This window comes from Geobacter sp., from assembly GCA_009684525.1.
Classification (GTDB): Bacteria; Desulfobacterota; Desulfuromonadia; order Geobacterales; family DSM-12255; genus Geoanaerobacter.
In genome coordinates this window covers 136,571-162,031 of the sequence record WKKR01000006.1, presented here as the reverse complement: position 1 = coordinate 162,031, position 25,461 = coordinate 136,571, and the positions used below count along the sequence as shown (strand labels likewise).

Genomic DNA, 25,461 nt, shown 5'->3' with positions numbered 1-25,461 from the left:
GCTCACGGAATATTGAGCAAGCCCCGTGTCACATCCAGAATCCGATTCGGCTGAATCGGTTTGGTGATATAGTCGTTGGCGCCGAGTGCCAGAGCCCGTTCCCGGTCTTCCTGCGCACCCTCGGTAGTGATGATGACAATGGGGATGTGGCTGTGATTTGCATCGCCGCGCACAATACTGACCAGCTTGAGTCCATCCATGACCGGCATGTTGATGTCGGTAAAGATCAGATCGAACTGCTCGGCCGACAGCTTTTTCAGACCGTCCACCCCGTCGTTCGCCTCTACAATCTTTATCCCGCGCAACCGCTTCAGGGCAAATGATATGAGCTGGCGCATGGTGGGCGAATCCTCAACAATCAGCACCTTGTATTCCTGCATGTCTGCCCCCTCAGGAAAACGTTTTATACCTCTATTTGGTTAGCAAATCAAGAAATCCCTGTATGGTGTTCAGCTTGCGCTCGGAATCCGAGTAGAGACGGGAGCTGAAAACTGCTGTTGCCGCATGGCCGGCAAGCAGGGTGAAGAGCTCGTAGTCGACGTCGGCGAAAGACTTTTTCTGCAGGAGCAGCTTGTAGATGACCAGGACACCGATCGTCTGTTCTTTGATCTTCAGCGGGATGCAGACCATGGGGTTGTCGAGGTCGATCTGGTAGTCGTTGAGATCGGGGACAAAAAAGTTTTCCCCGGTCCGGGCAACTTCACCGATGATCCCCCCTCCCAGCGTCACCTTCGGGACATCCGACCGCTCGACCCCCTCGGTGGCTACAGCCTCAAGGATTCCGGTCTTTTCATCCAGCAGCATGATGGCAAAGGTTTCGGCACCGATCAGGTTGATGATGATCTCGGTGATGATCTGCAATACTTCCCTGAAATCGAGGGTCGAGTGCAGCTGGTAGCTGGCAATGTACAGATTGGCCAGGTTGTTGTTTTCCGACTCTATCTCCACATAGCGGTTGGCGAAGTCCTTGTTTTCCTCCTCCACCTGCCTGATCCGCTCGAGGATCTCCTCCTTTTCCCTCTCAAGCGCGGCAATACGTTGCAAGAGCCGCTGGTTCTCGCTCGATTGCTGCGGAGTGGCCGCTGAAGGCCCTTGGGCATTCTCCAGCTCCAACACACGAAAACGAAGTCGCTCATTTTCCCGCATGAGGTCCTGGGTGAATTCAGCCCCTTTCTTGAAAACCTGCATAAACTCTTCGGCCCTGGTGAGAAAACCTTTGTCATCGTCCAATGGCATGATGTGCTCCTGTCAGCAGGTAATATGTTCAGGCAGTTCCCATCAGTATTCCGCACTGCATGGCAATCTCCCGCCCCATCCGTTCAATGGGGGCGACTCGTGCAACCACTCCGGTGGCAATCGCCTCCCGCGGCATACCAAACACCACGGCGGATTCCTCCGCCTCCGCCAGTACCTCTCCCCCGGCATCCTTCACCATCACAACACCGCGGCTACCGTCGTTTCCCATGCCGGTGAGGACAACGGCCAGGAGCCTGGCTCCATACAGCGGGGCCAGTGATGAGAACATGACATCTACCGACGGAATGAACTTGTCTTGTGGTGATGGCGCACAGATCCTGACCACGGTGCAGTCGTGAAGCTTCTGAAAGGTCATGTTCTTCCCGCCGGGAGCGATCAGCACCCGGTTGGGGAGCACCTCGTCGCCATCCTCGGCCTCTTTGACCTCAAACGGAAAGATGCGGTTCAGGCGGTCGGCAAAGGCCAGGGTAAACCCGGCAGGCATATGCTGGGAGATGACCACGGCAAAGGGTAACTGAGCCGGGAAGGCATTGAGCAGGGTCTGGAGAGCAGGCGGCCCTCCTGTGGAAGCGCCGATGGCCAGCACATCGAAACGGGATTTGGTGATCACCGTCGGCGGGACAACGGCAGTCACGGCTTCCCGTGCGGCTTTCGCCTCTACAGCCTGTATTTCCCGGCGCCTGAGACCCGCCAGGTTGAGCTGGAAGACGTTGCGCACCTTTTCGTGGAGATCCTCCTTGATGCGGAAGATCTCCTCGGAAATGGTCGTGGTCGGCTTGGCGATAAAGTCCACCGCTCCCAGTTCCAGGGCCTTGAACACCCGTTCATCCTGGCTTTTGGCGCTGATGACAATGGTCGGCGTAGGACACGAACTCATCAGGATGCGCAGCAGGGTAAAACCATCCATCCTCGGCATCTCCAGATCGAGGGTTATCAGGTCGGGTTTCAGCTCCATGATCCGCTTAAGCCCCTCCTCGCCGTTAGTGGCATACCCAACCACTTCCACAATCGGCAGGTCCTGGAGCATCTTGGTAATGGTACGTCTGTTGTACGCCGAATCATCGATGACCACGACTCTGATCTGCTTCACAGAGCCCCTCCCTCGACCGGCCATGGTTTCTGGTAAACCATGTCATTCTTGAGGTGCCGCAGGGTGAAGAGCGTGGTCACGTTCATTAGCGATTCCGAATGGCCCAAAAGGAGGAATCGCCCCGGATACAAGGCCTGGTAAAAGGTTTCGATCACCTTTTTCTTGGCGGGCTGGTCGAAATAGATGATGACGTTCCGGCAGAAGATGATGTCCATCCGGCCGAGGAGGGCAAGCCGGTTGTGATCGAACAGGTTCAACTGGCTGATGGTGACCAGTTCCCGGACCTTGTCCGAAATCTTGAAGTTGCCGTCATGCTCATGAAAATACCGATCCAGATAGTAGTTTTCCGTGGCGCGGAACGAGCTCTTGCTGTAGACCCCTTTGCGGGCGTGTTGCAGCACTCGTTGGCTGATGTCGGTACCGATGACCTCCAGCCGCCACCCGTCGAGCCGACGCATCTCCAGAAGGAGCATGGCTATCGTGTACGGTTCCTCGCCCGTTGAACAACCCGCACTCCAGATCCGCAGGGTGCGATCCCCGCGCTTCCCCTTTTCCTCCATGATCTCGGGAATGATCTCGTCGGTGAACGCCTTGAGTTGAAAGGCTTCGCGAAAAAAGTACGTCTCATTGGTGGTCAGGACATCCATCAGGTCCGAAAGTTCCTGATCCTTCCTGAGATCGTACTTGAGCAGATGGTAATAGTCTTTGTAACTGACCAGGTTGTGAAAGGCCAGGCGGCGTGAGAGCCGTTTCTCCAACAGGTACTTGGCCTCACTAGCGAAATACATCCCGCAGTGATTGTAGACCAGGTCCCTTAAGAGACGGAATTCTTCTTCCGACATCAGGTATTCGGGGTCATTGCCAAAAATCATGCAAAACCGTCCACGATATCCATGATCTGCCGCCTGACCAGATCGTCGGGCTCACATTTCAGGGCCTCCTGCAGGGCAGGAAGGGCTTGAACCCCCCGGTGTTCGGCAAGGGCCTTGATAAAGAGACTGCGGATGTCCCAATGTTCGTGAAAGAGCAGTCGATCACGGAATTCGTCAAGCCAGCTGTCGTTGGTATGCGAGAGTATTTCAACGGCCGCCTTGACCACCTCCTTATCGGGATGGGCAAGGGCATTGCGGGCCAGTTGATGAGCCCGTTCACCATTGATGTCCAGGAGCGTCCGCAAAGCCGAGATCAGCACCAGTCCATCGGTCTCTTCGATGAGCCCCACGATTGCGGATTCGGCAGCAGCAACCCGCAATGCACCCAGGCTCCTGAGGGCGGCACATTTCACCCATGAATTCTGGTCCTTTAAGGCAACGAGCAACGCCTGCTCGGCACTTTCTCCCCCCAGGGCCCCCAAAGCACCTGCTGCAGCCATCCGGACATCGGGTTCTTCATCCACGAGGGCAAGGACCAGATGGTTGACGCTCACCGGGGATTTCAACTCCGCCAAGGCGAATACGGCGGCCTTGCGAACATTGGCGTCTTCGTCCTTTATCAGGCGGGCAAGACGGTCACCGTCCTGGAGTGCGGCAAAAACCGTGGCTGAGCTACGACGCTTTTCTGGTTGTTCGGCAGCGGCGAGCCGTCCTGCGATGGCAGCTACGGACTCCCTGTCAACCGGGGCCAGAGCAGCCAGAGAATCCACGGCTCCATGACGCACGTCGATTTCCTCGTCATTTAAGAGTGCGGCGAGATCGTCGATCAGGCATGGTTCGAAAATCTTGCCGGCGGCAACCGCGGCGACACGACGAAGCACATGGCTCGGGTCGCGCATCGCGCCTCGCAGGGTCCCGACGCTCTCGCGGATACCGAGCTCGCCGCAGACATAGGCCATGTAGCAGCGATGCTCCTCGTTGGCCGTCTGGTAAGAGGCAAGCAGGGCCTCCACCCCCGGCGTGCCGAGCTCGCGGAATGCCTGGAGGCATGAGCGTCGCAGATGGTCATTGCGGCATCCCTCCAGCAGAACCGGTACCGCCCGTGGATCACCCATGAGACCGAGGATCTTGACCATCGGCTCCGTCAGAAAACGTTCCGTATCGCTCAGGGACAAGATGAACTCTGCGGCAAAGGGGGTCCCCCCCATCTCGCGCAGGTAAGGGTCGACCCGGTCGGCAGCGACCCCAGCAGGGAGGTCCTCCCGAATCCGGATGATCGCATTGGCGGCAGCAGCCCTGACATGACGTGCCTTTTCGCGAAGCCCTTCCATCAAAAGCGGAATCGCTTCCACATCCCCCACAATACCGATGCAATCGATCACCGGCTTTTTCAGCAGCACTTCGTCTGCCAGCGGTGTTATCGTTGCCAGCGGCACCGGCCTGCCGATGCAGCCCAGCGCCTCCAGGACCGTATAGCACAGGGGGATATCGCTACTGTCGAGCACTTTGACCAGTTCCTCGACAGCCCGCTCGTCGCCGATCTTGCCGAGATTTTCCGCAGCAGCCGTTGCCACGTTGGAATCCGGATCACGCAACGCCGGGATCAGCAGCGGAACTGCATCAGGTGAACCAATATTCCCCAGGATGTCGATGATGAATTTACGGACATCAGGGTCATTGTCGCTGAGATGGCGGCAGAGGACCGGCAACGTCTGGACCCCAAGCTTTTCCAGCGCCTCGCTGGCAGAATTGCGCTGACCGGCATTGTCGCTGGCCCGAAGCAGCCCTACCAGATCTTCAATGATCTGCTCTGTAAAAGACCAGGAAAAGAGCACATTCAGGGCCTCTTTCCGAATTCGCCAGCTCTCGTCCCCCAAAGCCTCGTAGACGAACTCCTTGACCTCGGCAAAGGTGTATCCGGACAGGGTTGTCACCGTCATCCTGCGGATTTCCTCGTCAGAAGACCTCAGTCGTTCCCTCAACGTCTGCACTATGCTACTCCTCCCGCAGGACGTATCCCCTGAAAATCTACAGGTTCATTTCCTGTCGTTTGTTAGCTATGAGCTGATCGAATGCCTCGTCCAGATAGGCCCTGGAGACGGCTATCTCTGTCCCGACCCGACGGGCGTACAGCGCCCTGCCTTCGTTTATGTCATCCTTCAGCAGTTCGTAGAAGGTGCCATTCCTGATTCCCTCCTCAACCTTGGCCTGGTTGTACAGGAGGATGTCCGATACGATGATGCGAGCCAGGCGACGTGCCTTGACCTGATCCTCCGAATGTTCGGCAGTGCCCCCCCCTCTCTCCATCGTGGGAGGATTGGTAGTGCCCCGCTCTTCATCCCACTGCATCGAACGACGAGCCGACTCCTGCTCGGCGTCAACGGAAAGCTGCTCCGCATCGGCTTCCCGGTCGGATGCCGACACGGGCTGTGGAGCCGGAAGCCCCTTGCCGGCCGCAGGTTCGACCCCAATCAGCCGGTAGATCATCGTTGCCAGTGCATCAGGGATATGATGTTTTTCGATATATGCATCAGCCCCGTACAGAGACTCCGGTGTCCTTTTGTACTTGGTCTTGTCATAAATGGAAGCCACCAGGATCAGTTTGACCCCATCGAGAGATGGATTCTTTCGTACCTCTTCACAGATGTCGAACCCGTACATGGAGGGAAGCGCCACATCCAAAAGGACGACTGCCGGCCGTTCCGCCTCAATGGCTGACAGGGTATCCCTGCCGTCATGATAGGTCGAAACGTCGAAAGGCTCATTGGCAAGAACCTTACAGACTGCCGAGCAGAATGCAGCACTTTCGTTGGCAACGATAACCTTGACTCTGGTGCCGCCAGCCAAAAGAGGCTGGACTGCCGGCTCGGCAGACTGCTTGGGCCTCTTCATAACCCTGAAGATGGTCCGGCATTTACTGCAGCGCAGTTTGACGCCGCCTTCGGCAATCCTGTTCTCATCGAAACTATAGTGAGCCTTGCAACCGGGGCAGGCTATCTGCATAGCGGACACTCCATCCATTCACGACAACGGCCTGAAATCGACCCCCCACAAACGGGCATCAGCGGATCAGGACTCCACCAGCCGTTCCCGAACCGTTCCCAGCTCATGGGCCTCCTGTGACGAAAGCAGACTGTCTATATTCAACAGCATGATGAGATCCTGCTTCACCAGGCAGACCCCTATCAGGTATTCGGCATCGATACCCTCTCCCAGATGGGGCGGCGGCTTGATATCTTTCACCGGCACGGTTACGACCTCGGTGACCTCATCAACCACCAGGGCAAGAACCTGGCCTGCCAGTGAGACGATAAGCAGCCGGGTAGACGAGGTGTCCTCCACATCCGGCAGGTCGAACCGTCTGCGCAGATCGACCACGGGGATGACCGTGCCGCGCAGATTGATGATTCCCTCCATGAATGCGGGAAACTTGGGAAGCGACGTCAGCTTGAGCGGACGGATGATCTCCTTGATCCGCATGATATCTATGGCGTAGAGGTCTTCCCCCAACCGAAAACAGGCAACCTGTATCTCCTGGATATCCCGGTGCATAATAACCCCTAGGCAGGTGATTCGAAGCCCGGGCGCAGGAGCCGCTCGATGCTTTCGATCAGGAATGCCGACTTGAATGGTTTGGTAATATAGGCATCCGCTCCGGCCTGCATGCCCCTTTCCATATCCTGCTTGTTCTTCTTGGCAGTCAGCATGATCACCCTGATGGCACTGGTTGACGGATCCTCTTTTATCCTGCGACAGACCTCGAATCCATCGATCCCCGGCAGCATGATGTCGAGGATGACCAGGTCGGGTCGGCTCCGGGCAACCTCTTCCAACGCCGCAGGACCGTCCATCACCCCCGTCACCTTGTAACCCTTGGAAGTGAGGAGAATGCTCTCCAGCTTGAGGAGACTCTCTTCATCTTCTACGATCAATATTTTGTTGCGTTTCATGGCGTTCCTTTTGCCAAAATCAGCAGAGTGAGATATCGAGGATATTTGCCAGGTTCAACAGGATCAGCATGCGACTGTCGTGTCGTCCGATCCCCTGGACAAAATCGCGGTCTATGCCGTCCAGAACCAGTGGCGGCTGTTCAATGGCCGAATTGGGCACGCGCACCACCTGGAGCACCTCATCCACTGCCAGGCCAAACAGCTCTTCACCCTTGCTCACCACGATAATGCGTTCTTTGCCCGGTTCTCCGGCCGGGGCCAGCTGCAATCGCGTCCCCATGGCGAATACCGGGATAATGATCCCCCGCAGCGAGAGGACACCCGAGATGAATGCCGGGACCCGCGGCACCTCGGTTACCTCGCGCGGTTTGATGATCTCCTTGATCTCCATGATACTGATGGCGTACTGCTCAGAAGCCACCCTGAAACAGAGGAATTCATGATAATCCACCTGTTCGGTTTCAGTCCCGTCAGGGGATGCCAGCGGTATCTCCTCGTCGAATCCGGCCGCGACTCTCCCTGCCAGCAGCAGGGCGATCGGGTCGAACGAGCCATTGCGTTGGTGCTCGGCGATCGCATCTGCTCCGATGACCTCAACCATGGGGGGCAGATCCGTATCCGATACCCCGGGTACGGCCGGAGCAACAAACGACACGGCATTCGAGGCTGGCAGACCGGGAGCGACAATAACCGGGACATCGGGAGGAGGCTGAGGGGGAGCTGCGGTCTCTAGAACCTCTTCCCTTGCAACAGGCGGTTCCACAAACTCATCCGCTGGCACAGGCTGGGCCGGCACGACAGTATCATCCAGAAACTCCAGATCGGAACTGCTCTGCACAGGCCGTTCTGTTTCGGGCGTTGCCTCCACAATAGTCCCGCGATCCCTGTTTGCCTTTTTGCGTATCTCAGCCAGATTCATAGGGAAACATCCACTCCTTGGCTCAAAGTGCCAGTTCCGCCGTCAGGGCTTCGACGATCTCCGCATCGATCATGGCAGCCTCCCGGTCAAACCCTTCCAGCAGGGCATTGGTGGCGATCAGATTGATCATCCGCGGCACGCCGCCCGACAGTGCAAAGATCCTCTGTACCGCATCCGGGGCAAAGAGTCCGGGGCTGCCGCCGGCGGTCTCCATGCGAAAATCGAGGTACTCCTGGGTTTCTTCCAGAGTCAGCGGCTGCAAGCTGTAGTTGATGGCGATCCGTTGCCGCAGCGGCTCGTACTGCGGCGCAGACAGGATGGACCTTATCTCCGGCTGCCCCATCAGGATCACGCTCAAGAGGTTGCGGTCATCAAGCTGGAAGTTGGTCAGCAGGCGGATCTCGTCGTAGACCTCTCGGTCGGGGATCAACTGCGCCTCGTCGATGACGAGGACCGGGCAAATCCCTTCGCAATGGAGCCGGTAGAGTGCGTCGGTGATCTCTTGCAGCAGATCGTCCTTGCTGGTCGCAGGGATATCCGAGAAGAGGCTCCGCGCCACGTAGCGGAGGAATTCGATGGCGGTAAGCCGCGGATTCAGGACAAAGCAGAAGCGGTAACCCTCTCCCATGGTATCCATGAGCGCCCGCGAGATGGTGGTCTTGCCGCACCCTATGCCGCCGGTGAGCAGGGCCATCTCCCGCTCCTCCAGCACGTATTTGAGCCGCGCCAGCGCCTCCCGGTGCCCGCGACTCAAGTAGAGATAGTGCGGGTCGGGGGTCTTGCTGAACGGCTTGTCGCTGAAACCGTAGAAGTCCTTATACATGTGCGATCACCATCACACGCTCCCCCGGGTAGCCTCGGATATGATCCCACCCACGTCCAGGACCAGGATTGTCCGCTGGTCCCCAAGATCCGCGGCACCGGAGATCCCCTTGAACCCCTTGAACGTTTCTCCGATCGATTTGATCACGATATCCTGCTGCCCCAAGAGATCGTCAACCACGATGCCGAGCCTCTTTTCGGCAACGCCGACCACGACCACATAAAAGCTTTCGGGTAAGACATCTCCCCCTTCGATCTCGAAAAAGCGGCCAAGCCGCACCAGTGGCAGCGTCATGTCACGGAGCTGGATGACCTCCTTCCGCTCGATGGTACGGATGTCGGAGCGCTCAACCAGAATGGTCTCCAGGACCGATGTGATCGGCATGGCATAGGTCCGCCCGACAATGTTGATGATCAGCGCCTTGATGATGGCAAGGGTAATGGGCAGGGTAATGATGACCTTGCTCCCCTGTCCCGGTCTGGTTTCGATATCCACCATGCCCGAAACCGCGGCGATATTGTTTCTGACCACATCCATGCCGACACCCCGGCCCGATATGTCAGTCACCGTATCACTGGTGGAAAAGCCGGGAAGGAAGATCAGCTCCAGGGCATCCCGTTCGGAAAGCGGATCGTTCTCCTGTATCAGCCCCTTTTCCAGCGCCTTTTTCTTCACTCTGGCAATATCGATGCCCCGGCCGTCGTCTTCGACCTCGATGACGACATGGTTCCCCTTCTGAAATGACGAAAGCCTGATAACCCCCTTTTCTTCCTTGCCCAGTCGGATCCGTTCCTCGGGGGTCTCGATGCCGTGATCAATGGAGTTGCGGATGATATGCATCATCGGATCGGATATATCCTCGATGATCAGCTTGTCCAGTTCGGTGTCGGCTCCGAACACCCGCAGATCGACCTTTTTCCCCTGCTCCCTGGAGACCTTGCGCACGATGCGGGACATCTTTTCGTAGAGCTGCCCCACCGGGATCATGCGGATCTCCATGACCCCCTTCTGCAGCTCGTTGAGCTTACGCTGCAACACCTTGGCAGCCTTGCCCAACTCGATTGCAAGGGTGGAGAAACCGCTGCTGCGCACCTTCCCGACCAGTTCATTGATGGTGGAGTGGGACAGGACCAGCTCACCGACGATGTTCATAAGATCGTCCAGCTTGACGATGTCCACGCGGACCATCCGGCTCATGCTCTTGGCGGTCATTGCCGCATCCGCTGCCGGTTGCGCCGGGGATGCAGCCTCGGAATGATCATGAGCGGAAACGGAGGACGATGCGGTGAGCGGCTCCAGTGCCTGAGCAGGCTGGGAAGGGGATGTCGGTTTGCTCTGTGCGCCCAGTTGCCGTACGGAAATGCCAGGCCTTCCGGCGAGACCGCTTACCCCGTCCTCACCCTTGGTGGACCCGAAAAGGATCTCGAAATCTATGCCCGCCTCGCTGCCGCTTCCAACCGTGGGGAGCGTGCTGATCACCTCTCCCCCCTGCTTGAGCAGGTCAGTCAGCTCTCCCAGCTCCTGGTCAAAGGTGGTCAGGCTGAAGGAGGCGATAATGGAATAGATCAGCCTTCCCTTCTTGACGTTCTCCAGCAGTCGATGCTCCTCGTATTCGGTGAGGGCATTCAATACCGCATCTGTCAAACCGAGCGTGGCCAGGGGGGAAACCTCCTGGCTTTTCTGGGTAGCACTGGCACAGGCATTGATGCGGCTGACCATCAGGGGGATGCCGCTTGCATCCAGATGACCCTCTCCGGCGCCGCGCACCAATGCGCCCAACAGGTCCATGGCGTCGAAGAGGACGCTCATCATGACGGGGGTAATCTCCACCCTCCCCAGCCGGAGGGAATCCAGCAGGTTCTCCATGTTGTGCGCCAGATCGCCGATCTCGGAAAATCCGAAGATGCCTGCCAGCCCTTTGAGCGAGTGGGCACCGCGAAAAATGGCATTGATGAGGTCGGGATTGCAGTCACCCGTCTCGGCGCAGTCGCCCATGCTCACCAGGTCATTGTTGAGCTGGTCGATGATCTCTTCCGCCTCAGCCAGAAAGTCTCTGACCGCTTTGCCTATGCTGTCGTTTGATCCAGTCATGGTATCCTGCCCTGCCTCCTGGTGAGGAATCAGCCCAAATACTTGAGGAGCAGTTTCTGCAGATCAGCCGGGTCGAACGGCTTGATCAGGTATTCGTTTGCTCCCAGAGCCAAACCTTTGGCAAGGTCTCGTTCGCTGCTCTCAGTGGAGATGATGAAGAGCGGTATCGACTTATAGATTGCGCTGTTCCTGACATAACGGATCAGTTCGAGGCCATTGATGTCCGGCATGTTGATATCGGTGATCACAAGATCGACCCTCTCACGGGGAAGCAGTCGCAACGCCTCGAAACCATTGGCAGCCTCGACGATCTCGAACCCCTCCAGCGCCTCGATGGTGGAGATCAGCAGGGAACGCATGGCAGAGGAATCTTCCACGATCAATATCTTTTTCACATACCCTCCGGAGACTTATCCTTCAATCTACGCTGCAGGAGCACCTTCTCCATGGTGATCCCTGCCTGTGAAAGAAAAATTTCCAACGAATCAGTGTCGCCGATCGGCCGATGTTCATCGCCGTTGTCGCCGTAGAGAAGCGCTACAACCTTTCCCTCGCTGATGACTGGCCCGAGAAATACCTCTGCAGGGTTCCCACCGAGCTGTTCCCGCAGGTAGCTGCTCCATTGAGAGTCATCCAGATGCAGTTTAACAGGAAGTTGCGAATCAACAACCCGACTGAATACGGATTCCTCTTCCCTCGGAATGCGCATGGCACGAACCAGAACATCTGCCGGTTGTTCACGATCCTCGATTCCGAACTGACCGAGCCCGGCAATCTCGTTCTCCTTGACGACAAAGATCACTGCCCGAGACATGAATTCCGAGGCAAAACGGAGCACCAGCAGGATGATCCCCCCACCCAGGGCCGGATCGTTGAGCTCTTCCAGCATGCCCCGGAGCAGGGAGATCCCGGTGCTCTGGACCTGGGGCACCGTTGGCACACCCTCCTCCCCCATTTCCATCCTGAGTTCGTCGCCAATGTTGACCGTATCGGCCAGACCCGGAGGCTCACCCTCTTCCGCCAGGGTCACCTTCCGTCCGAGCCGCTCGCAAAAGGCGCGACAGATGGTCGGGGAAACGATATCCGCCTTTGACGGCTTGCCCATGAGCCCATACCCCAGCTCACGGACGCGTCGCTCCGCATCACCGGTACCATGGTCGGCAAGGACAATGGTCGGGAGTTGGGGAAAATTGTCATGAAGCAGTTCCAGGAGTTCGAGCCCTCCCAACAGGCCCGAACCGTCCATCCTGGGCATGATGAGGTCGATCACCAGGGTCGGCTGCCAGCCGGCGCGGAACAGCGTATCGATGGCAATCAGGGCATCTTCTCCCTTGTCGCAGGAGATGACCTCACAGCCATTTTCGCTGAAGTACGCAGCCATTGCAGCGAGCGTCCCCTGGTCGTCGTCGACGATGACCATGTACCGTTTCGGCAGGACCGGCACGGTCAGGAAAGTTTCTTCTGCGACAGGTTCCAGCAGGAGATCAAAGGCAAAATCAACATTCTCCTCTGCCTCGTCAGGTTCCGGGCCTTCGCCCTCCCCGCCGGATTCCCGTTCATGCAGCTGCTCGTCAAGCCGGCGGGAGCCTTCCATTGCCAGGAACTGAGCATTGAGCCCCTGTGTCAGCTGGAACTGCAGTTGATCGGTCCGGATATCGTCGACGACATCCAGGTTCTCCTGCAGTTCGAAATCAAAGGTCCCCTCATGCAAGGCAAACAGGGAGTAGACTACCTGTTCGATCTGCTCGCGGACCAGTTCTTCGAGAACGGCAGCATCGACCATCCCCTGAGCAACGAGTATATCGCCCAGTCGTTGCCGATAGCCGCCATCCTCCTGCAGGCACCGGGCAGATTCCACCCCGGTCGGATCAATAATCTGCCGGGAGACGAGCAGTTCGTCGAGCAGCACCGGTCTGGCGGAAGAACTGGCCCTGACCACCTGCCCCTGCCGAAAAACGACATTCGCCACTTGGCCGGCACTGTGGATGGCCAAAACCCCCGACTTCCTGCTCAGGCTGACGATCTGCAGAATCTCGCCCAGCCCCAGATCTTCCAGATTGCCGACAAGGCTCATACCGCAACTCCCGTGGTTCGGCAATACTCGCGGCACGGCAACGGACTGCCCCCTGCTTCGTCCGGTCCCGTACCGAAGACCAGCCTAACGCTCACGTCCCCGGAACAAAAGCCGGATCGGCGTTCCCTCAAACCCGAACGCCTCGCGAAAGCGATTGGCAAGGTAACGCTCATAGGAAAAGTGAATCCCTTCGGGGCTGTTCGTAAAGATGACAAAGGTCGGCGGCTTGATGCTGACCTGGGTGGCGTAGTAGAATTTCACCCGCCTCCCCTGGGAAAGGGGCGCATGCTTCGTCTCGGTCGCTTCGGAGAAGACCCGGTTCAGCTCGGAGGTGGTGACCCGACGGGCGTACTGGGTCATGACCTTGTCCACTTCCGGGATGATCTTGGTCACCCGTTGCCCTGATCTGGCCGATACAAAGATAATCGGAGCAAACGGAAGATACTTGAATTCGGTCCGGATTCGTTCCACGAACTTTCCGGTCGTGGCGTTGTTCTTTTCCAGGGTATCCCACTTGTTCACCACGAAGATGCAGCCGCGCCCTGCCTCGTAGGCGTAACCGGCGATCTTGGAATCCTGCTCCGTCACCCCATCCTCGGCATTGAGCACGATCAGCACCACATCGGCCCGCTCGATGCTCCGCAGGGCATCGACCACGCTGTACTTTTCCAGTTTCTGGGTGGTCTTCCCCTTGCGCCTGATCCCTGCCGTGTCGATGAGCAGGTAGCGCTTGCGGTTGCAGGTAAAATAGGTGTCGACGGAATCGCGGGTGGTGCCGGGCGTGGGGTTTGCCACTACCCGCTCGAAGCCGAGCAGACGGTTGACCAGCGACGATTTCCCCACATTGGGCCGGCCGACCACGGCGATGCGAGGCACATCCTGATCCGTGCCGTCCTGCACCGAATGGGGCAGGATGGCAATCAGCTCATCCAGCATGTCGCCGACCCCTCGGTTATGCTCTGCCGAAATGGTATGCAAACGGTCCACGCCGAGGGCGTAGAAATCGGACGACAGCATCTCCAGCTTTTCGCCATCCACCTTGTTCACCAGGTAGAAAACCGGTTTTTCCACCCGACGCAGCATCTCCGCAACCTCGCGGTCGGCAGGGGTCAGCCCTTCGCGGCCATCCATGACAAAGAGGATCACATCGGCCTCTTCCATGGCGAGACGAGATTGCTCCCGCATCTGCTGCAGCATGCGGTCTGCGGTCTCCGGCTCGAATCCGCCGGTGTCCACGAGAATAAAGGGGACTTCGTAGCGATCGATACTGGCATAGTTCCGATCCCTGGTAACTCCGGGCATGTCGTCGACGATCGCCTTGCGGCTCCCGACCAGACGATTGAACAGGGTCGATTTCCCCACATTGGGGCGCCCTACGATGGCAACGATAGGTTTCATTGGTATCCAAGCTCCTTTAACATGTTGGGGTTCTCCGTCCAGTCTTTGCGCACCCGGACGAACAACTCCAGAAAAACCCTGGTGCCGAGCAGCTGCTCAATCTCCTGCCGGGCCTGGGTACCGATCCTTTTGAGCAGGGCACCTTTGCGGCCAATGACGATCCCCTTCTGGGTCTCGCGCTCAACGGTGATGACCGCCGAGATGCTGATCAGGCTCCCGTCGGGACGCTCCTTGAACTGCTCCACATTCACTGCCACCGCATAGGGGATCTCGTCTCCGGTAAGGCGGAAGACCTTTTCCCGGATGATCTCCGCCACCACGAAACGTTCAGGGGCGTCGGTCAGGATGTCGTCCGGGAAATAGGCCGGGCCCTCGGGCAGAAGCGGGAATATGAGCTCCACCAGGCGCTCGACTCCATCGCCGGTAGCTGCGGAGATCGGGATGATTTCGTGGAACGGGTGGAGTTTGCCATACTGGGCAAGCCGCTCCAGGAGCTGTTCACGGCTCACCAGATCGATCTTGTTGACCACCAGGATGACCGGCACGGCAACACGGGGAAGATATTCGGCAACCAGCTCGAACTGCGCGGCCGGATTGGCGCTGGCCTCGACCAGGAAGAGGATCGCATCGATCCCCTCCAGGGCGGCCCCGGCCTCATCGACCATGTAGCGGTTGAGCCGGGAACGTGCACGGTGGATACCCGGTGTGTCGATGAAAACGATCTGCCCGCCGGGCAGGTTATGGATCCCCTGGATCCGGTTGCGGGTGGTCTGCGGTTTATCGGAGGTTATCACCAGCTTTTCGCCGAGGATTCGATTCAACAGTGTCGATTTTCCCACATTGGGCCGGCCGATGATGGCAACAAAGCCGGAGCGGAACGGTTCAGCTGACATGGTCGTTCCTTTCACAGGTGTAATTGAGGTCTCGCAGCAGGTCTGCGCGCCACTCGCCCCTCTGGGAGGTCATGACGAGTTCGTGGGAAAACAGGCCGGCATCCGGCACGATCCGCTCGATGGTGATGCCATAGGCCACGGCGAGTCGGTCGAGGTTCATGCGCCGCTGACCTGCCACATCGGATACGCGCTTAGGCGCGCAGCTGACGGAGACGATTCCCCCGGTCTCCCTGCCGGCAACCATCTGGCAAAGAAGGGCAAACCAGAGTTCCCCTTCTACCAACTGGCGAAACGCCGGATGATAGGGTCCGGCCAGCACCGCATCCGGCTGTGCCAGGGAATCGCTTGCCTGCAGCCCCATGCGGATCACCGGGACCCCTGCCCGCCGGGCGGCAAGGAGCATGAAAGCACAGAGCCGCACCGCCCGGTCCAGGGAAAGGGGGCGATAGCTTCCTGACAGGAACAGCGCGGCAAGCGGGGTTCCTGCCAGCACGACCGTGGGATAGATGCGCAGGAACGACGGGTCGAGGCGAAGTGCAGCGGCAAAGGAATCCAGGTCCGACTGCCACGATGCACCCGGCAGCCCCGGCATCAGTTGCAGGCCGACGCACAGCCCGGCAGTCTTCAGCGTCCGGCAGGCCAGCACCGTATCGCCGGCCGTGTGCCCCCGGCCGGCAGCGTCCAGCACCGCGTCATCGAGCGACTGCACCCCAAGCTCGACGGTCCTGACCCCTCGCGAGGCGAGAAACGTCGCGTCTTCGCCGCTCACGGCATCGGGACGCGTTGAAATCCGTACCGATGTGACGTCACCCCTCTGCAAAAGCGGCTGCAACGGCGCAAGAAGCGACTCCTGCTCCTTGCGGGCAAGACAGGTGAAGGTCCCGCCGTAAAAGGCGACCTCGACGACCCCATCCGCAGAAGAGCGGTACGCCTCGATGGTCGAAAGGATTGCCGATGCCGACGGCAATTCGCCGTTGTCACCGCTGATGGTTCGCTGGTCACAGAAGACGCACTGGTGGGGACAGCCCTGGTGGGCAATAAAAAAGGGGACGATCATGGCTACCCCTTTTCGCTGCGAAGCCTGGCCAGGCCGTGGCGGGCAGCCTCCTGCTCCGCCTCCTTCTTACTCCGACCGCTCCCCTCTCCCATTCGCTCCTCCCCCAGGAAGGCGGCAACGGTAAAGGTCCGGTCGTGATCCGGCCCGCTGGCGGCAAGCACGACATAACGCGGCACTTGACCCCGAAGCGCCTGGGACGCTTCCTGGAACGCAGTCTTGCTGTCACGGCCAGGGTCAAACGGATCGGTTCGCTCGGCCATCCGGGCATATTGCCGCTCGATCAGGGCTTTGGCAGCAGCGGCACCGCCATCCAGGTAGAGAGCCCCCAGGAGCGCCTCATAGGCATCTGCCAGGAGAGAACGCTTCTCCCTGCCGCCGCTCTGTTCCTCCCCCCGGCCAAGCCGCAGACAGGAGCCGAGCCCCAGCTCCTCCGCCATGAGAGCGAGACTCGCCTCACCCACCAGGGAGGCCCGCAGCTTCGACAGCTCACCTTCCCTGCTCGCCGGGAAATCCAGCAGCAGACGGTGGCTCATGAACAGGGAGAGTACCGTATCACCGAAAAACTCCAGCCGCTCGTTGTCCACGAGGGTCTTGTCGCTCGCCTCGTTCAGAAAGGAGCGATGGGTAAACGCCTCCACCAGGAGACGACGCTCCCTGAAGCGGTAGCCGATCCTCTCTTCGAGAGAGTCCAGGATGTCCGGTTCACCTGATTGCATGGGATTCTCTAGCCAATGCCGCCTGATTGCAGCAGCAACGGGATCAACCACTATACCGAAAGCAGCTAATTTTATCAATAGATATGGACGTTTAAACGGAATTCGTTCTTGATTAATCGCCATTCCTCTCCTATAATGCACTATTCACCGACGTAAAGGGGCGGCATGGGCTGGTTCATAACATTTGAGGGGATCGAGGGGTGCGGCAAGACCACCCAGATCAAACGTCTGGCAACTGAGCTGGAGAACCAGGGACACTCGGTCCGTGTCACCAGGGAACCGGGGGGATGCCCCATTGCCGACCAGATCCGCAGCATCCTCCTGGACGGCGGCAACCGGGCCATGACCCCGCTGGCGGAACTCCTGCTTTACGCTGCGGCCCGAGCCCAACATATTGCCGAGGTCATCGCCCCGGCACTGGCCGCCGGCCAGGTAGTCTTGTGCGACCGGTTCACCGACGCCACCCTCGCCTATCAAGGTTATGCGCGGGGTCTGGACCTCAAGCTGGTCAACGATCTCAACGTGCTCGCCACGACCGGCATCAAACCGAATCTGACCATCCTGCTCGACTGCCCGGTCGAGATCGGACTGGGTCGCGCCACCACGCCGGTCAACGCCCACGGCATCAAGGAAGAACGGTTCGAACTCGAATCGCTGGCATTCCATCAGCGCGTCAGAAACGGATATCTGGAGATTGCCCGCCAGGAACCGGAACGCCTGTGTGTTCTCCCTGCAGACGGCACTGTCGATTCGGTCAACGTGGCCGTCACGGCCACCGTGCTGAACCGGCTCGCAGGAAACTAGGCGATGCCATTTTCCGCCATCGCCGGGCACGAGCGCATCATCGGCATCCTTCGCCGCACCCTTGCGGCAAAGAGAACCGCACACGCCTACCTGTTCGACGGACCCGAGGGATGCGGCAAGCGCACGACCGCGCTGGCACTGGTGGAAGCGGTGTTCTGCAACGGGACCGACGGCTGCGGGAACTGCCCGAGCTGCCGCAAGGTAGCTGCCCTGCAGCATCCCGACCTGCACCTGCTCGAACCTGACGGTGCCTTCATCAAGATAGACCAGGTGCGGGCGCTGCAGCGCGAGCTGTCGTTACGCCCCTTCGAAGCTCCGTGCAAGGTGTGCATCATCGACGATGCAGACCGGTTTCACCAGGCAGCGGGCAATGCCCTGCTCAAGACACTGGAAGAGCCGCCGGGCAACGCTCTCCTGATCCTGCTCAGTGCAAACCCCGACGGAGTGCTGCAGACCATCCGTTCGCGCTGTCAAGCCGTCCACTTCACGGCGCTTGCCGAAGAAACAGTGGCTACGACACTCGTTGCCAGGGGGATCGAGACCGAGACTGCCCGCCTTGCCGCATCTCTGGCGGCAGGAAGCCTGGGCAAGGCGCTCGAGCTCTGCTCCGTCGAGGCGTTGGGCGGTCGCTCGGAGCAGATCGAGCAGCTGTTCTCCCTTTCCCTGCAGGAGATCGGCCCGCTCTTTGCCTTTTCCGAGCAGCTCTCCGCGGACAAGGAAGAAGTCCAGACGCTGCTGGACCTCCTGACCGCCTTTCTGCGCGATGTCCTGATCGTCCAGGCCGGCAGCGATCACGTCATCAACCTGGACCTTTTGGAACTCACCCGCCGCGAGGCGGCACGACAACCCACCACCAAGGTGATGGCGTCCATCGGCCATGTCGCTGCAGCGCGCCAGGCGCTGCAGCGTAACGTGAACACCCGGCTGGCGCTTGATACCCTGCTGATGAGACTGGTAGCCTGATTCACCACAAAAGGAGCACTATTTGAAAATCGTGAAAATACAATTCACCACCGCCGGGAAGCTCTATGACTTCAATGCCGGCGACTTCGACCTCAAGGCCGGAGACAAGGTGATCGTTGAAACCGAACGGGGAAAGAGCATCGCAACGGTGGTGGTCCCCCCCATCGCATATGAAGGCAAGGATATCCCGGAAGGGATCAAGCGGATCATCCGCCAGGCCCAGGCCGAAGATCTGGCCACCCTTGAACGGAACCGAACCAGGGAAGCAGAGGCATATTCCTTCTGCCAAGCCAAGATCTCTGAGCGTTCCATGGAAATGAAACTGGTCAAGGTGGAATACCTCTTTGACGGCAGCAAGGCGATCTTCTATTTCACCGCCGACGGCAGGATCGACTTCCGCGAGCTGGTCAAGGATCTTGCCCACCAGTTCCACACCCGGATCGAGATGCGCCAGATCGGGGTCCGCGACGAGGCAAAGATGGTGGGCGGAATCGGCATCTGCGGCCGCGAACTCTGCTGTTCCAGCTTCCTGCGCGATTTTGCCCCGGTATCGGTCAAGATGGCCAAGGAACAGAATCTGGCTCTCAACCCGAACAAGATTTCCGGGCAGTGCGGCCGTCTGCTCTGCTGCCTGGGCTACGAATTCGAGACCTACTGCGCCCTCAAGAAGGGGCTTCCCAAGTGCGGCAAGCGCATCCAGTGCGGAGCGGTCGAAGGCGAAGTGGTCAAGGTGGACATCCTGGATGGTTCCTTCACCCTCAAGACCGACGACGACCGCCAGGTCCTGATCCGCAGCGACGAGGTCCAGCCTGACTCCATCGTGGAGAAGCCCAAGAAACTCCCCAAGGAGCAAGAGAAACCGAGGCACGAGCAGAAGTCAGAGGGAGGGTCCGGGGGGAACAAACCCCGCCGGGACAAGCGGAAAGATCGGGACAAAGACAAGGATCGGGACAAGGAACGGACCGACACACCCCCTGCCGGCAAGGAGAAGTCATGAACCGCACCTTTTATGTGAGCACGCCCATCTACTACGTCAACGACGTTCCTCACATCGGCCATGCCTACACGACGTTGGCAGCCGATGTTCTGGCCCGCTACAAGCGGCTCAAGGGGTTCGACGTCTTTTTCCTCACCGGCAGCGACGAACATGGGCAAAAGGTGGAAAAGGCGGCCCTCGCCTCCGGCGAAACACCTCTCGAACTCGCCGACCGGGTGGTGAAGCGATTCCAGGCGTTATGGGAAAAGCTCGACATCTCCTACTCCGACTTTATCCGCACCACCCAGGAGCGGCACAAGGAGGGGGTAAGCCACATCTTTTCCCACATCCTGGAAAAGGGAGACATTTTCCTCGGGGAATATGAAGACTGGTACTGCACCCCCTGCGAGACCTTCTGGACCGAGACCCAGCTCATCGACAACAAGTGCCCCGACTGCAACCGGCCGGTGGAAAAACTGAAGGAAGAGTCGTACTTCTTCAGGATGAGCAAGTACCAGGAGCAGCTCCTGGCGCACATCGAGGCCAACCCGGACTTCATCCAGCCAAAATCGAAACGGAACGAGATCATCTCTTTCATCAAGGAGGGGCTGCGCGATCTCTCCGTTTCCCGCACCAGCTTCAACTGGGGGATCCCGGTCCCGGGCAACGAGCGGCACGTGATCTACGTCTGGTTCGACGCCCTGACCAACTACATAACGGCGCTGGGCTACCCGGATGAACAGGGTAATTTCGGCACCTACTGGCCGGTGGATGTCCATCTCATCGGCAAGGACATCCTGCGTTTTCATTCCGTCTACTGGCCGACTTTCCTGATGGCGGCCGGGCTGCCGCTGCCGAAAAAGGTCTTTGCCCATGGCTGGTGGACCGTGGAAGGCCAGAAAATGAGCAAGAGCCTGCAGAACGTGGTCGAGCCCAACTCGCTCGTCGACCGGTACGGCGTGGATGCCATCCGCTACTTCCTGTTGCGGGAAGTCCCCTTCGGGCTGGACGGCGACTTTTCCCACAGCGCACTGGTCCACCGGATCAACTCGGATCTGGCCAATGACCTGGGGAACCTCCTCAATCGCAGCACAGCCATGATCGTCAAGTATTTCGACGGCGTCCTCCCGACGCCCGGCCCGCTCCAGGAGGTCGACCTGGCCTTCCGCGCCAAGGCCGAGACGATGGTTGCACAGGTGGACGGCCATCTCGAGGATCTTGCCTTCAGCAAGGCGCTCCAGTCCATCTGGGAAGTGATCTCGGCCGGCAACAAGTACATCGACGAAACCGCCCCCTGGACCCTGGCAAAAGACCCGGCGCTGCAGGAGCGACTGGCAACGGTCATGTACTGCCTGGCGGAGGTCCAGCGTCTGGTCTATTTCCTGCTCACCCCCTTCATGGCTCGCACGGCGCGCAAGGCGCTCTGCTACCTCGGCTGGGAGGGGGAACCGGACGAAGCGGGACTGGTCTGGGGAAAACTTGCGGCAGGGACGAAGATCGTCAAGGCGGAACCGCTTTTCCCGCGGATCGAGGAAAAAGACGCCTAGTCGCCAGCGGGGAGCGACTGCAGAGCCGGAGAAGGCCGCAGTTCCGCTGGAGCGATCAGGAAGAAGAGCCGGAACAGGGTATATTTGTAGAACTCGCTGAAAAGGAGCCGGAAACTGCCGCTGTGGCTCCACCACGCAGTGACCAGGTTGCGGCTGTCGACCGGGTGCGGGTAGATGGCCACATCACGGGGAAGAACGGCACGGAAGAAGAGGGTCGCCCGCTTCATGTGATAGCGGGAGGTGATGAGCCGGATCGAGGTTATCCGCTTCCCGACGATCAGTTCGCGGGCGTAGAGGGCATTTTCCAGCGTATTGCGGGAAACGTTCTCCAGCACTACCCTGTCGGAGGTCCGCTGACCGGGTCGGTCCCGATAGAGTTCTCCCTTGCGGACCAGGGGATCGACACCGATGAGAAAGAGCCATTGCCCCCGATGTTCGCGGTAGAGCCGGATCCCTTCGTCCACCCTGCCCAGGCCGCCTGCCAGGACGACAATGGCATCCGTATTGACGTCACGGCTTTTCAGGGAAAAGGTCTTATAGGCAAAATCGACAAACAGCACCGCCACGACCACCAGGCCGATGGTCAGGACAAAGAAGAGTCCTTTGATGAGGGCAATCAGGCGTATCATGTCTCTCCAGCAACCCGCAGCAGGTCGGCAAAAAAAATGCTTGCCCTTTCGTGAGCAATTTGCTAAAAATCGAGGCTTAGTTTTCTAGAGGAGGTTTTTCACATGTCAAAGGTTTGCGATATCTGCGGCAAAGGCCCCAGTTTCGGCAATAACGTCAGCCACGCCAACAACAAGACCCGCCGTACCTGGCACCCCAACCTGCAGAAGATCAAGGCAATCCAGGAGGGTACGGTCAAGAGCATCAAGGTCTGCACCCGTTGCATCCGTTCGGGTAAAGTGACCAAGGCGCTCTGACGCAACATCAGACCCGCACCTGCGCCACACACAAGCCGCAGCGTTCCATGCGCTGCGGCTTTTTCATGTTCGGCAGGCCATGCACCCCAAATGCCCGGCCGGCTCGCTTCCACCCGTAAAGTACCATTATCGAGCCAGGGCAATAACCTCTATCTCGACCTTTGCCCCCTTGGGCAGCGCACGCACAGCCACCGTCGACCGTGCCGGAGGGTTCGCGGTAAACCGGCTGCCATAAATCTCGTTCACCGTGGCAAAATCGTCCATATCGGCAAGGTAGATCGTCGTCTTCACCAGATCGTCAAAGCCGAGTCCGGCTGCGGCCAGCATGGCGGCGATGTTGAGCATGACCTGCCCGGTCTGTTCGGCAATGGACTCCCCCTTCAGCATGCCCGTAGCAGGATCAAGCGGGATCTGGCCTGAAAAAAACACCAGCCCCCCTGCCTTCACCCCCTGCGAATACGGACCGATTGCCTGTGGTGCCTTATCGGTACTGATGATCTCCTTGCCGCCCATGGCTGTTCCCTCCCCAATCATGATACCGGATGTGCCGGTCGCGCTTTCGTGAGCAGCGCGAAAATACCCTGCCGCGCCGGTGCGAAACCGTTCAGCTCTTCAGCCGGTCAACCTTGGTGACCCCTTTGATCTGCATGACGCTCTTGATCACCCGGTTCAGGTGGTCGAGGTCGGTGATTTCAATCTCGAAGATATTGATGCCGCGCTTGTCCACGGTGCTCTGAATCGTGGCACTGGCGATGTTGGCCTCGCAGTTGGTGATGGCCTGGGAGATGTTGGCCAGGATCCCCTTTTCGTCATGGCAGGTGACCCTGATCTTGACCGGCAATGCGGCGCGCTTGTCCCTGTTCCAGGCGACCTCGATCCGACGGTCAGGGTCGCTCTCCAGGGCCAGCGGACAGTCGCTGGTATGGATCGTTACCCCTCGCCCCCGGGTGATGAACCCGACGATGTCGTCACCGGGAACCGGGTTGCAGCATTTGCCGAAGCGGACCAGGACATCCTCTACTCCGCTGATCTGGATCGCACTCGAAGATTTCTTGATCAGCTTTTCGATGACCTTGCCGACCCGGCTCTCCTTGCGCTCCTGATGCTGCTCCAGCTTCTCCGCCGGGATAAGCTTGGCAATGACCTGATGGGAGGAAAGTTTGCCGTAACCGATAGAGGCCAGGAGGTCTTCCTCAGTAACAAGGCCGAATTCGGCAGCAAGCTTCTTGACGTCCCCACTCCTCTGCAGCTTTGCAAAATTGAGCGAGTAGCGGCGGAACTCCTTCTCGCAGATCTCGCGGCCCAGGGTGATGCTCCTCTTGCGCTCCTCGGTCTTGATCCAGACACGGATCTTGTTGCGCGCCCGCGAACTCCTGACAACCTTCAGCCAGTCCTTGCTGGGGGTATGGTGCGGCGAGGTGAGCACCTCGACGATATCGCCGGTCTTGAGTTCGTGCTTGAGCGGCACCAGTTTGCCGTTGACCTTGGCGCCGACACAACGGTGCCCCACATCGGTATGGACGCTGTAGGCAAAATCGATGGGGGTCGACCCCTTGGGAAAGCTCTTCACATCCCCCTTGGGGGTAAAGACGTAGACCTCTTCCGGGAAGAGTTCCACCTTGACTGTGTCCATGAACTCGCGGGAGTCCTGCAGCTCCTGCTGCCACTCCAGCAGTTGCCGGAGCCAGGCAAAGCGCTTGACGTCCTTCTCGTCGTACCCTTTCCCCTCCTTGTATTTCCAGTGCGCCGCGATTCCCGCCTCGGCCACCCGATGCATCTCGCCGGTGCGGATCTGCACCTCCATCCGTTCGCCGAAAGGACCGATGACCGTCGTGTGCAGCGACTGGTACATGTTCCCCTTAGGCATGGCGATGTAGTCCTTGAAGCGGCCCGGCACCGGTTTCCAGGTGGAGTGGATGATGCCGAGCACCTCGTAGCACTCGCGAATCCCCTCCACCATGACACGGATGGCGATCAGGTCATAGATCTGGTCGATATCCACGTTACGGCTTTCCATCTTGCGATAGATGGAATAGAGATGCTTGCTCCGGCCATAGACATCACCCTTGATGTCATGCTCTGCCAGTTTGGCGGCGATGGTGGAGCGCGCCTTCTCCACATCGGCTTCCCGCTCCTTCTTCTTCTTGGTCACTTTTGAGGCGAGATCGTAGTAGAGTTGCGGGTCGAGGTAGCGGAAAGAAAGGTCCTCCAGCTCGCTCTTGATCCAGGAGATGCCGAGCCGGTTGGCTATGGGGGCGTAAATATCGAGGGTTTCCTTGGCAATGCTGCGCTGCTTGGGTTCAGGCTGGTACTGCAGGGTCCGCATGTTGTGCAGGCGGTCGGCAAGCTTGATCAGGATGACCCGGATGTCGTTGGACATGGCCAGGAGCATCTTGCGGAAGTTCTCAGCCTGGCTCTCCTCTTTGGTCTTGAAATGGATCTTGCCGATCTTGGTTACGCCGTCAACCAGGATCGCCACCTCTTCGCCAAACAGCTCCTTCAGTTCATCCAGGGTGGTCAGGGTGTCCTCGACCGTGTCGTGCAGGAGTCCGGTAACCACCGTGGGGACATCCAGACGGAGATCGGCGAGAATTGCCGCCACCTCCATGGGATGCACCAGATAGGGCTCACCGGAAAGGCGCGTCTGACCCTGGTGGACCTTGGCGCAATAGACGTAGGCCTTGCGGACCAGATCCAGGTCAGCTGAAGGGTTGTACGCCATCACTTTATCGAGTATGTCGTTAAGCCTGATCATAGGTGAGCGGCACCGTTACCTGAAGCAAGGGTTGGGGAGCGGTAATCAGCCGAAGATGTGCGAACGGAAATGTCGTGCAGGAGATACAAAAAGAGGGCAAAAGCTTGACAGCCTCTGCCCTCCGCAACAAAACCGTTACCGGCTTCGGCGTGCAGTCAGTTCGTAGTTGACCTTGCCGGCAGCAATCTCGCGCAAGGCAAGAACGACATTTTTGTTGGTGCTTTTGTTTTCAATAAGCGGCCTGGCCCCCTTGTAGAGCTGTTTCACCCTTTTGGACGCCAACATCACCAGCAGAAAACGGTTATCTACCCGTTCGAGACAATCTTCAACCGTAACCCGTGCCATCTATCTCC

At 58.8% G+C, this 25,461-nt stretch carries 26 protein-coding genes; 5 read left to right on the top strand and 21 right to left on the bottom strand.

Annotated features, from left to right (window positions below):
* Positions 1–2: 2 nt before the first annotated feature.
* From GJT30_16960 to rnc, 17 genes are all read right to left on the bottom strand, one after another.
* Positions 3–380, bottom strand: a complete 378-nt coding sequence (locus GJT30_16960) for a response regulator (protein ID MSM41310.1) — start codon at positions 378–380, stop codon at positions 3–5.
* Positions 381–411: 31 nt separating this feature from the next.
* On the bottom strand, positions 412–1,236 hold the full coding sequence (locus GJT30_16955; GenBank protein MSM41309.1) for a GAF domain-containing protein: 825 nt from the start codon (positions 1,234–1,236) through the stop codon (positions 412–414).
* Positions 1,237–1,264: 28 nt separating this feature from the next.
* Positions 1,265–2,371, bottom strand: coding sequence for a chemotaxis-specific protein-glutamate methyltransferase CheB (cheB, locus tag GJT30_16950; GenBank protein ID MSM41308.1), 1,107 nt, complete (start codon positions 2,369–2,371; stop codon positions 1,265–1,267).
* Positions 2,344–3,216: a protein-glutamate O-methyltransferase CheR gene (locus tag GJT30_16945; GenBank protein ID MSM41307.1), complete on the bottom strand. Its 873-nt coding sequence runs from the start codon at positions 3,214–3,216 to the stop codon at positions 2,344–2,346. Before GJT30_16945 ends, cheB begins: the two co-directional genes overlap by 28 nt.
* A complete protein-coding gene (locus tag GJT30_16940; GenBank protein MSM41306.1) occupies positions 3,216–5,210 on the bottom strand; it encodes a HEAT repeat domain-containing protein in 1,995 nt (664 codons plus the stop codon). Before GJT30_16940 ends, GJT30_16945 begins: the two co-directional genes overlap by 1 nt.
* Positions 5,211–5,247: 37 nt before the next feature.
* Entirely contained in the window at positions 5,248–6,222 is a 975-nt protein-coding gene (locus tag GJT30_16935; protein ID MSM41305.1) for a response regulator, read from the bottom strand.
* 66 nt (positions 6,223–6,288) lie between these two features.
* Positions 6,289–6,771: a chemotaxis protein CheW gene (locus GJT30_16930; protein MSM41304.1), complete on the bottom strand. Its 483-nt coding sequence runs from the start codon at positions 6,769–6,771 to the stop codon at positions 6,289–6,291.
* Between the two features lie 8 nt (positions 6,772–6,779).
* Entirely contained in the window at positions 6,780–7,169 is a 390-nt protein-coding gene (locus tag GJT30_16925) for a response regulator (GenBank protein ID MSM41303.1), read from the bottom strand.
* Between the two features lie 19 nt (positions 7,170–7,188).
* A complete protein-coding gene (locus GJT30_16920) occupies positions 7,189–8,088 on the bottom strand; it encodes a chemotaxis protein CheW (GenBank protein ID MSM41302.1) in 900 nt (299 codons plus the stop codon).
* Between the two features lie 22 nt (positions 8,089–8,110).
* On the bottom strand, positions 8,111–8,911 hold the full coding sequence (locus tag GJT30_16915) for an AAA family ATPase (GenBank protein ID MSM41301.1): 801 nt from the start codon (positions 8,909–8,911) through the stop codon (positions 8,111–8,113).
* Positions 8,912–8,923: 12 nt separating this feature from the next.
* Positions 8,924–11,002 carry a chemotaxis protein CheA gene (locus tag GJT30_16910; protein MSM41300.1) on the bottom strand — a complete coding sequence of 693 codons (2,079 nt, stop codon included), beginning with the start codon at positions 11,000–11,002 and terminating at the stop codon, positions 8,924–8,926.
* A 29-nt stretch (positions 11,003–11,031) separates the two neighbouring features.
* Complete coding sequence (locus GJT30_16905) at positions 11,032–11,397, bottom strand: response regulator (GenBank protein ID MSM41299.1); 366 nt, start codon at positions 11,395–11,397, stop codon at positions 11,032–11,034.
* Positions 11,394–13,076: a DUF4388 domain-containing protein gene (locus tag GJT30_16900; protein MSM41298.1), complete on the bottom strand. Its 1,683-nt coding sequence runs from the start codon at positions 13,074–13,076 to the stop codon at positions 11,394–11,396. Before GJT30_16900 ends, GJT30_16905 begins: the two co-directional genes overlap by 4 nt.
* 84 nt (positions 13,077–13,160) lie before the next feature.
* Positions 13,161–14,474, bottom strand: a complete 1,314-nt coding sequence (locus tag GJT30_16895) for a ribosome biogenesis GTPase Der (GenBank protein ID MSM41297.1) — start codon at positions 14,472–14,474, stop codon at positions 13,161–13,163.
* Positions 14,471–15,367, bottom strand: coding sequence for a GTPase Era (locus GJT30_16890; GenBank protein MSM41296.1), 897 nt, complete (start codon positions 15,365–15,367; stop codon positions 14,471–14,473). Before GJT30_16890 ends, GJT30_16895 begins: the two co-directional genes overlap by 4 nt.
* Entirely contained in the window at positions 15,357–16,424 is a 1,068-nt protein-coding gene (locus GJT30_16885; protein MSM41295.1) for a radical SAM protein, read from the bottom strand. The genes GJT30_16890 and GJT30_16885 overlap by 11 nt, the downstream gene beginning before the upstream one ends.
* A 2-nt stretch (positions 16,425–16,426) precedes the next feature.
* Entirely contained in the window at positions 16,427–17,140 is a 714-nt protein-coding gene (gene rnc, locus GJT30_16880; GenBank protein ID MSM41294.1) for a ribonuclease III, read from the bottom strand.
* A gap of 165 nt (positions 17,141–17,305) precedes the next feature.
* On the opposite strand from rnc, the gene GJT30_16875 reads away from it, so the two are divergent.
* From GJT30_16875 to metG, 4 genes are read left to right on the top strand one after another with little or no spacing between them, the layout of a single operon-like run.
* Positions 17,306–17,944, top strand: coding sequence for a dTMP kinase (locus GJT30_16875; GenBank protein MSM41293.1), 639 nt, complete (start codon positions 17,306–17,308; stop codon positions 17,942–17,944).
* A 3-nt stretch (positions 17,945–17,947) separates the two neighbouring features.
* Positions 17,948–18,907 carry a DNA polymerase III subunit delta' gene (gene holB / locus GJT30_16870; GenBank protein ID MSM41292.1) on the top strand — a complete coding sequence of 320 codons (960 nt, stop codon included), beginning with the start codon at positions 17,948–17,950 and terminating at the stop codon, positions 18,905–18,907.
* Positions 18,908–18,929: 22 nt separating this feature from the next.
* Complete coding sequence (locus GJT30_16865) at positions 18,930–19,904, top strand: hypothetical protein (GenBank protein MSM41291.1); 975 nt, start codon at positions 18,930–18,932, stop codon at positions 19,902–19,904.
* Positions 19,901–21,430: a methionine--tRNA ligase gene (metG, locus tag GJT30_16860; protein MSM41290.1), complete on the top strand. Its 1,530-nt coding sequence runs from the start codon at positions 19,901–19,903 to the stop codon at positions 21,428–21,430. Before GJT30_16865 ends, metG begins: the two co-directional genes overlap by 4 nt.
* On the opposite strand, the gene GJT30_16855 is transcribed toward metG, so the two are convergent.
* Positions 21,427–22,059: a YdcF family protein gene (locus GJT30_16855; protein MSM41289.1), complete on the bottom strand. Its 633-nt coding sequence runs from the start codon at positions 22,057–22,059 to the stop codon at positions 21,427–21,429. The two genes, metG and GJT30_16855, sit on opposite strands and share 4 nt — an antisense overlap.
* Positions 22,060–22,161: 102 nt before the next feature.
* On the opposite strand from GJT30_16855, the gene rpmB reads away from it, so the two are divergent.
* Complete coding sequence (gene rpmB, locus GJT30_16850; GenBank protein MSM41288.1) at positions 22,162–22,353, top strand: 50S ribosomal protein L28; 192 nt, start codon at positions 22,162–22,164, stop codon at positions 22,351–22,353.
* 126 nt (positions 22,354–22,479) lie between these two features.
* On the opposite strand, the gene GJT30_16845 is transcribed toward rpmB, so the two are convergent.
* The 3 genes from GJT30_16845 to GJT30_16835 all read right to left on the bottom strand — a co-directional run bounded on the left by GJT30_16845 (position 22,480) and on the right by GJT30_16835 (position 25,453).
* Positions 22,480–22,866 carry a reactive intermediate/imine deaminase gene (locus GJT30_16845; protein MSM41287.1) on the bottom strand — a complete coding sequence of 129 codons (387 nt, stop codon included), beginning with the start codon at positions 22,864–22,866 and terminating at the stop codon, positions 22,480–22,482.
* Between the two features lie 91 nt (positions 22,867–22,957).
* Entirely contained in the window at positions 22,958–25,108 is a 2,151-nt protein-coding gene (locus GJT30_16840; protein MSM41286.1) for a RelA/SpoT family protein, read from the bottom strand.
* A 135-nt stretch (positions 25,109–25,243) separates the two neighbouring features.
* Positions 25,244–25,453, bottom strand: a complete 210-nt coding sequence (locus tag GJT30_16835) for a DNA-directed RNA polymerase subunit omega (protein MSM41285.1) — start codon at positions 25,451–25,453, stop codon at positions 25,244–25,246.
* Positions 25,454–25,461 lie beyond the last annotated feature (8 nt).

Coding starts and splice junctions, on each gene's coding strand:
- GJT30_16960 (MSM41310.1), bottom strand. CDS start 380: ATGCAGGAATACAAGGTGCTGATTGTTGAGGATTCGCCCACCATGCGC.
- GJT30_16955 (MSM41309.1), bottom strand. CDS start 1,236: ATGCCATTGGACGATGACAAAGGTTTTCTCACCAGGGCCGAAGAGTTT.
- cheB (MSM41308.1), bottom strand. CDS start 2,371: ATGGCCGGTCGAGGGAGGGGCTCTGTGAAGCAGATCAGAGTCGTGGTC.
- GJT30_16935 (MSM41305.1), bottom strand. CDS start 6,222: ATGCAGATAGCCTGCCCCGGTTGCAAGGCTCACTATAGTTTCGATGAG.
- GJT30_16930 (MSM41304.1), bottom strand. CDS start 6,771: ATGCACCGGGATATCCAGGAGATACAGGTTGCCTGTTTTCGGTTGGGG.
- GJT30_16925 (MSM41303.1), bottom strand. CDS start 7,169: ATGAAACGCAACAAAATATTGATCGTAGAAGATGAAGAGAGTCTCCTC.
- GJT30_16920 (MSM41302.1), bottom strand. CDS start 8,088: ATGAATCTGGCTGAGATACGCAAAAAGGCAAACAGGGATCGCGGGACT.
- GJT30_16915 (MSM41301.1), bottom strand. CDS start 8,911: ATGTATAAGGACTTCTACGGTTTCAGCGACAAGCCGTTCAGCAAGACC.
- GJT30_16910 (MSM41300.1), bottom strand. CDS start 11,002: ATGACTGGATCAAACGACAGCATAGGCAAAGCGGTCAGAGACTTTCTG.
- GJT30_16900 (MSM41298.1), bottom strand. CDS start 13,076: ATGAGCCTTGTCGGCAATCTGGAAGATCTGGGGCTGGGCGAGATTCTG.
- GJT30_16895 (MSM41297.1), bottom strand. CDS start 14,474: ATGAAACCTATCGTTGCCATCGTAGGGCGCCCCAATGTGGGGAAATCG.
- GJT30_16890 (MSM41296.1), bottom strand. CDS start 15,367: ATGTCAGCTGAACCGTTCCGCTCCGGCTTTGTTGCCATCATCGGCCGG.
- GJT30_16885 (MSM41295.1), bottom strand. CDS start 16,424: ATGATCGTCCCCTTTTTTATTGCCCACCAGGGCTGTCCCCACCAGTGC.
- rnc (MSM41294.1), bottom strand. CDS start 17,140: ATGCAATCAGGTGAACCGGACATCCTGGACTCTCTCGAAGAGAGGATC.
- GJT30_16875 (MSM41293.1), top strand. CDS start 17,306: ATGGGCTGGTTCATAACATTTGAGGGGATCGAGGGGTGCGGCAAGACC.
- holB (MSM41292.1), top strand. CDS start 17,948: ATGCCATTTTCCGCCATCGCCGGGCACGAGCGCATCATCGGCATCCTT.
- metG (MSM41290.1), top strand. CDS start 19,901: ATGAACCGCACCTTTTATGTGAGCACGCCCATCTACTACGTCAACGAC.
- GJT30_16855 (MSM41289.1), bottom strand. CDS start 22,059: ATGATACGCCTGATTGCCCTCATCAAAGGACTCTTCTTTGTCCTGACC.
- rpmB (MSM41288.1), top strand. CDS start 22,162: ATGTCAAAGGTTTGCGATATCTGCGGCAAAGGCCCCAGTTTCGGCAAT.
- GJT30_16845 (MSM41287.1), bottom strand. CDS start 22,866: ATGGGCGGCAAGGAGATCATCAGTACCGATAAGGCACCACAGGCAATC.
- GJT30_16840 (MSM41286.1), bottom strand. CDS start 25,108: ATGATCAGGCTTAACGACATACTCGATAAAGTGATGGCGTACAACCCT.
- GJT30_16835 (MSM41285.1), bottom strand. CDS start 25,453: ATGGCACGGGTTACGGTTGAAGATTGTCTCGAACGGGTAGATAACCGT.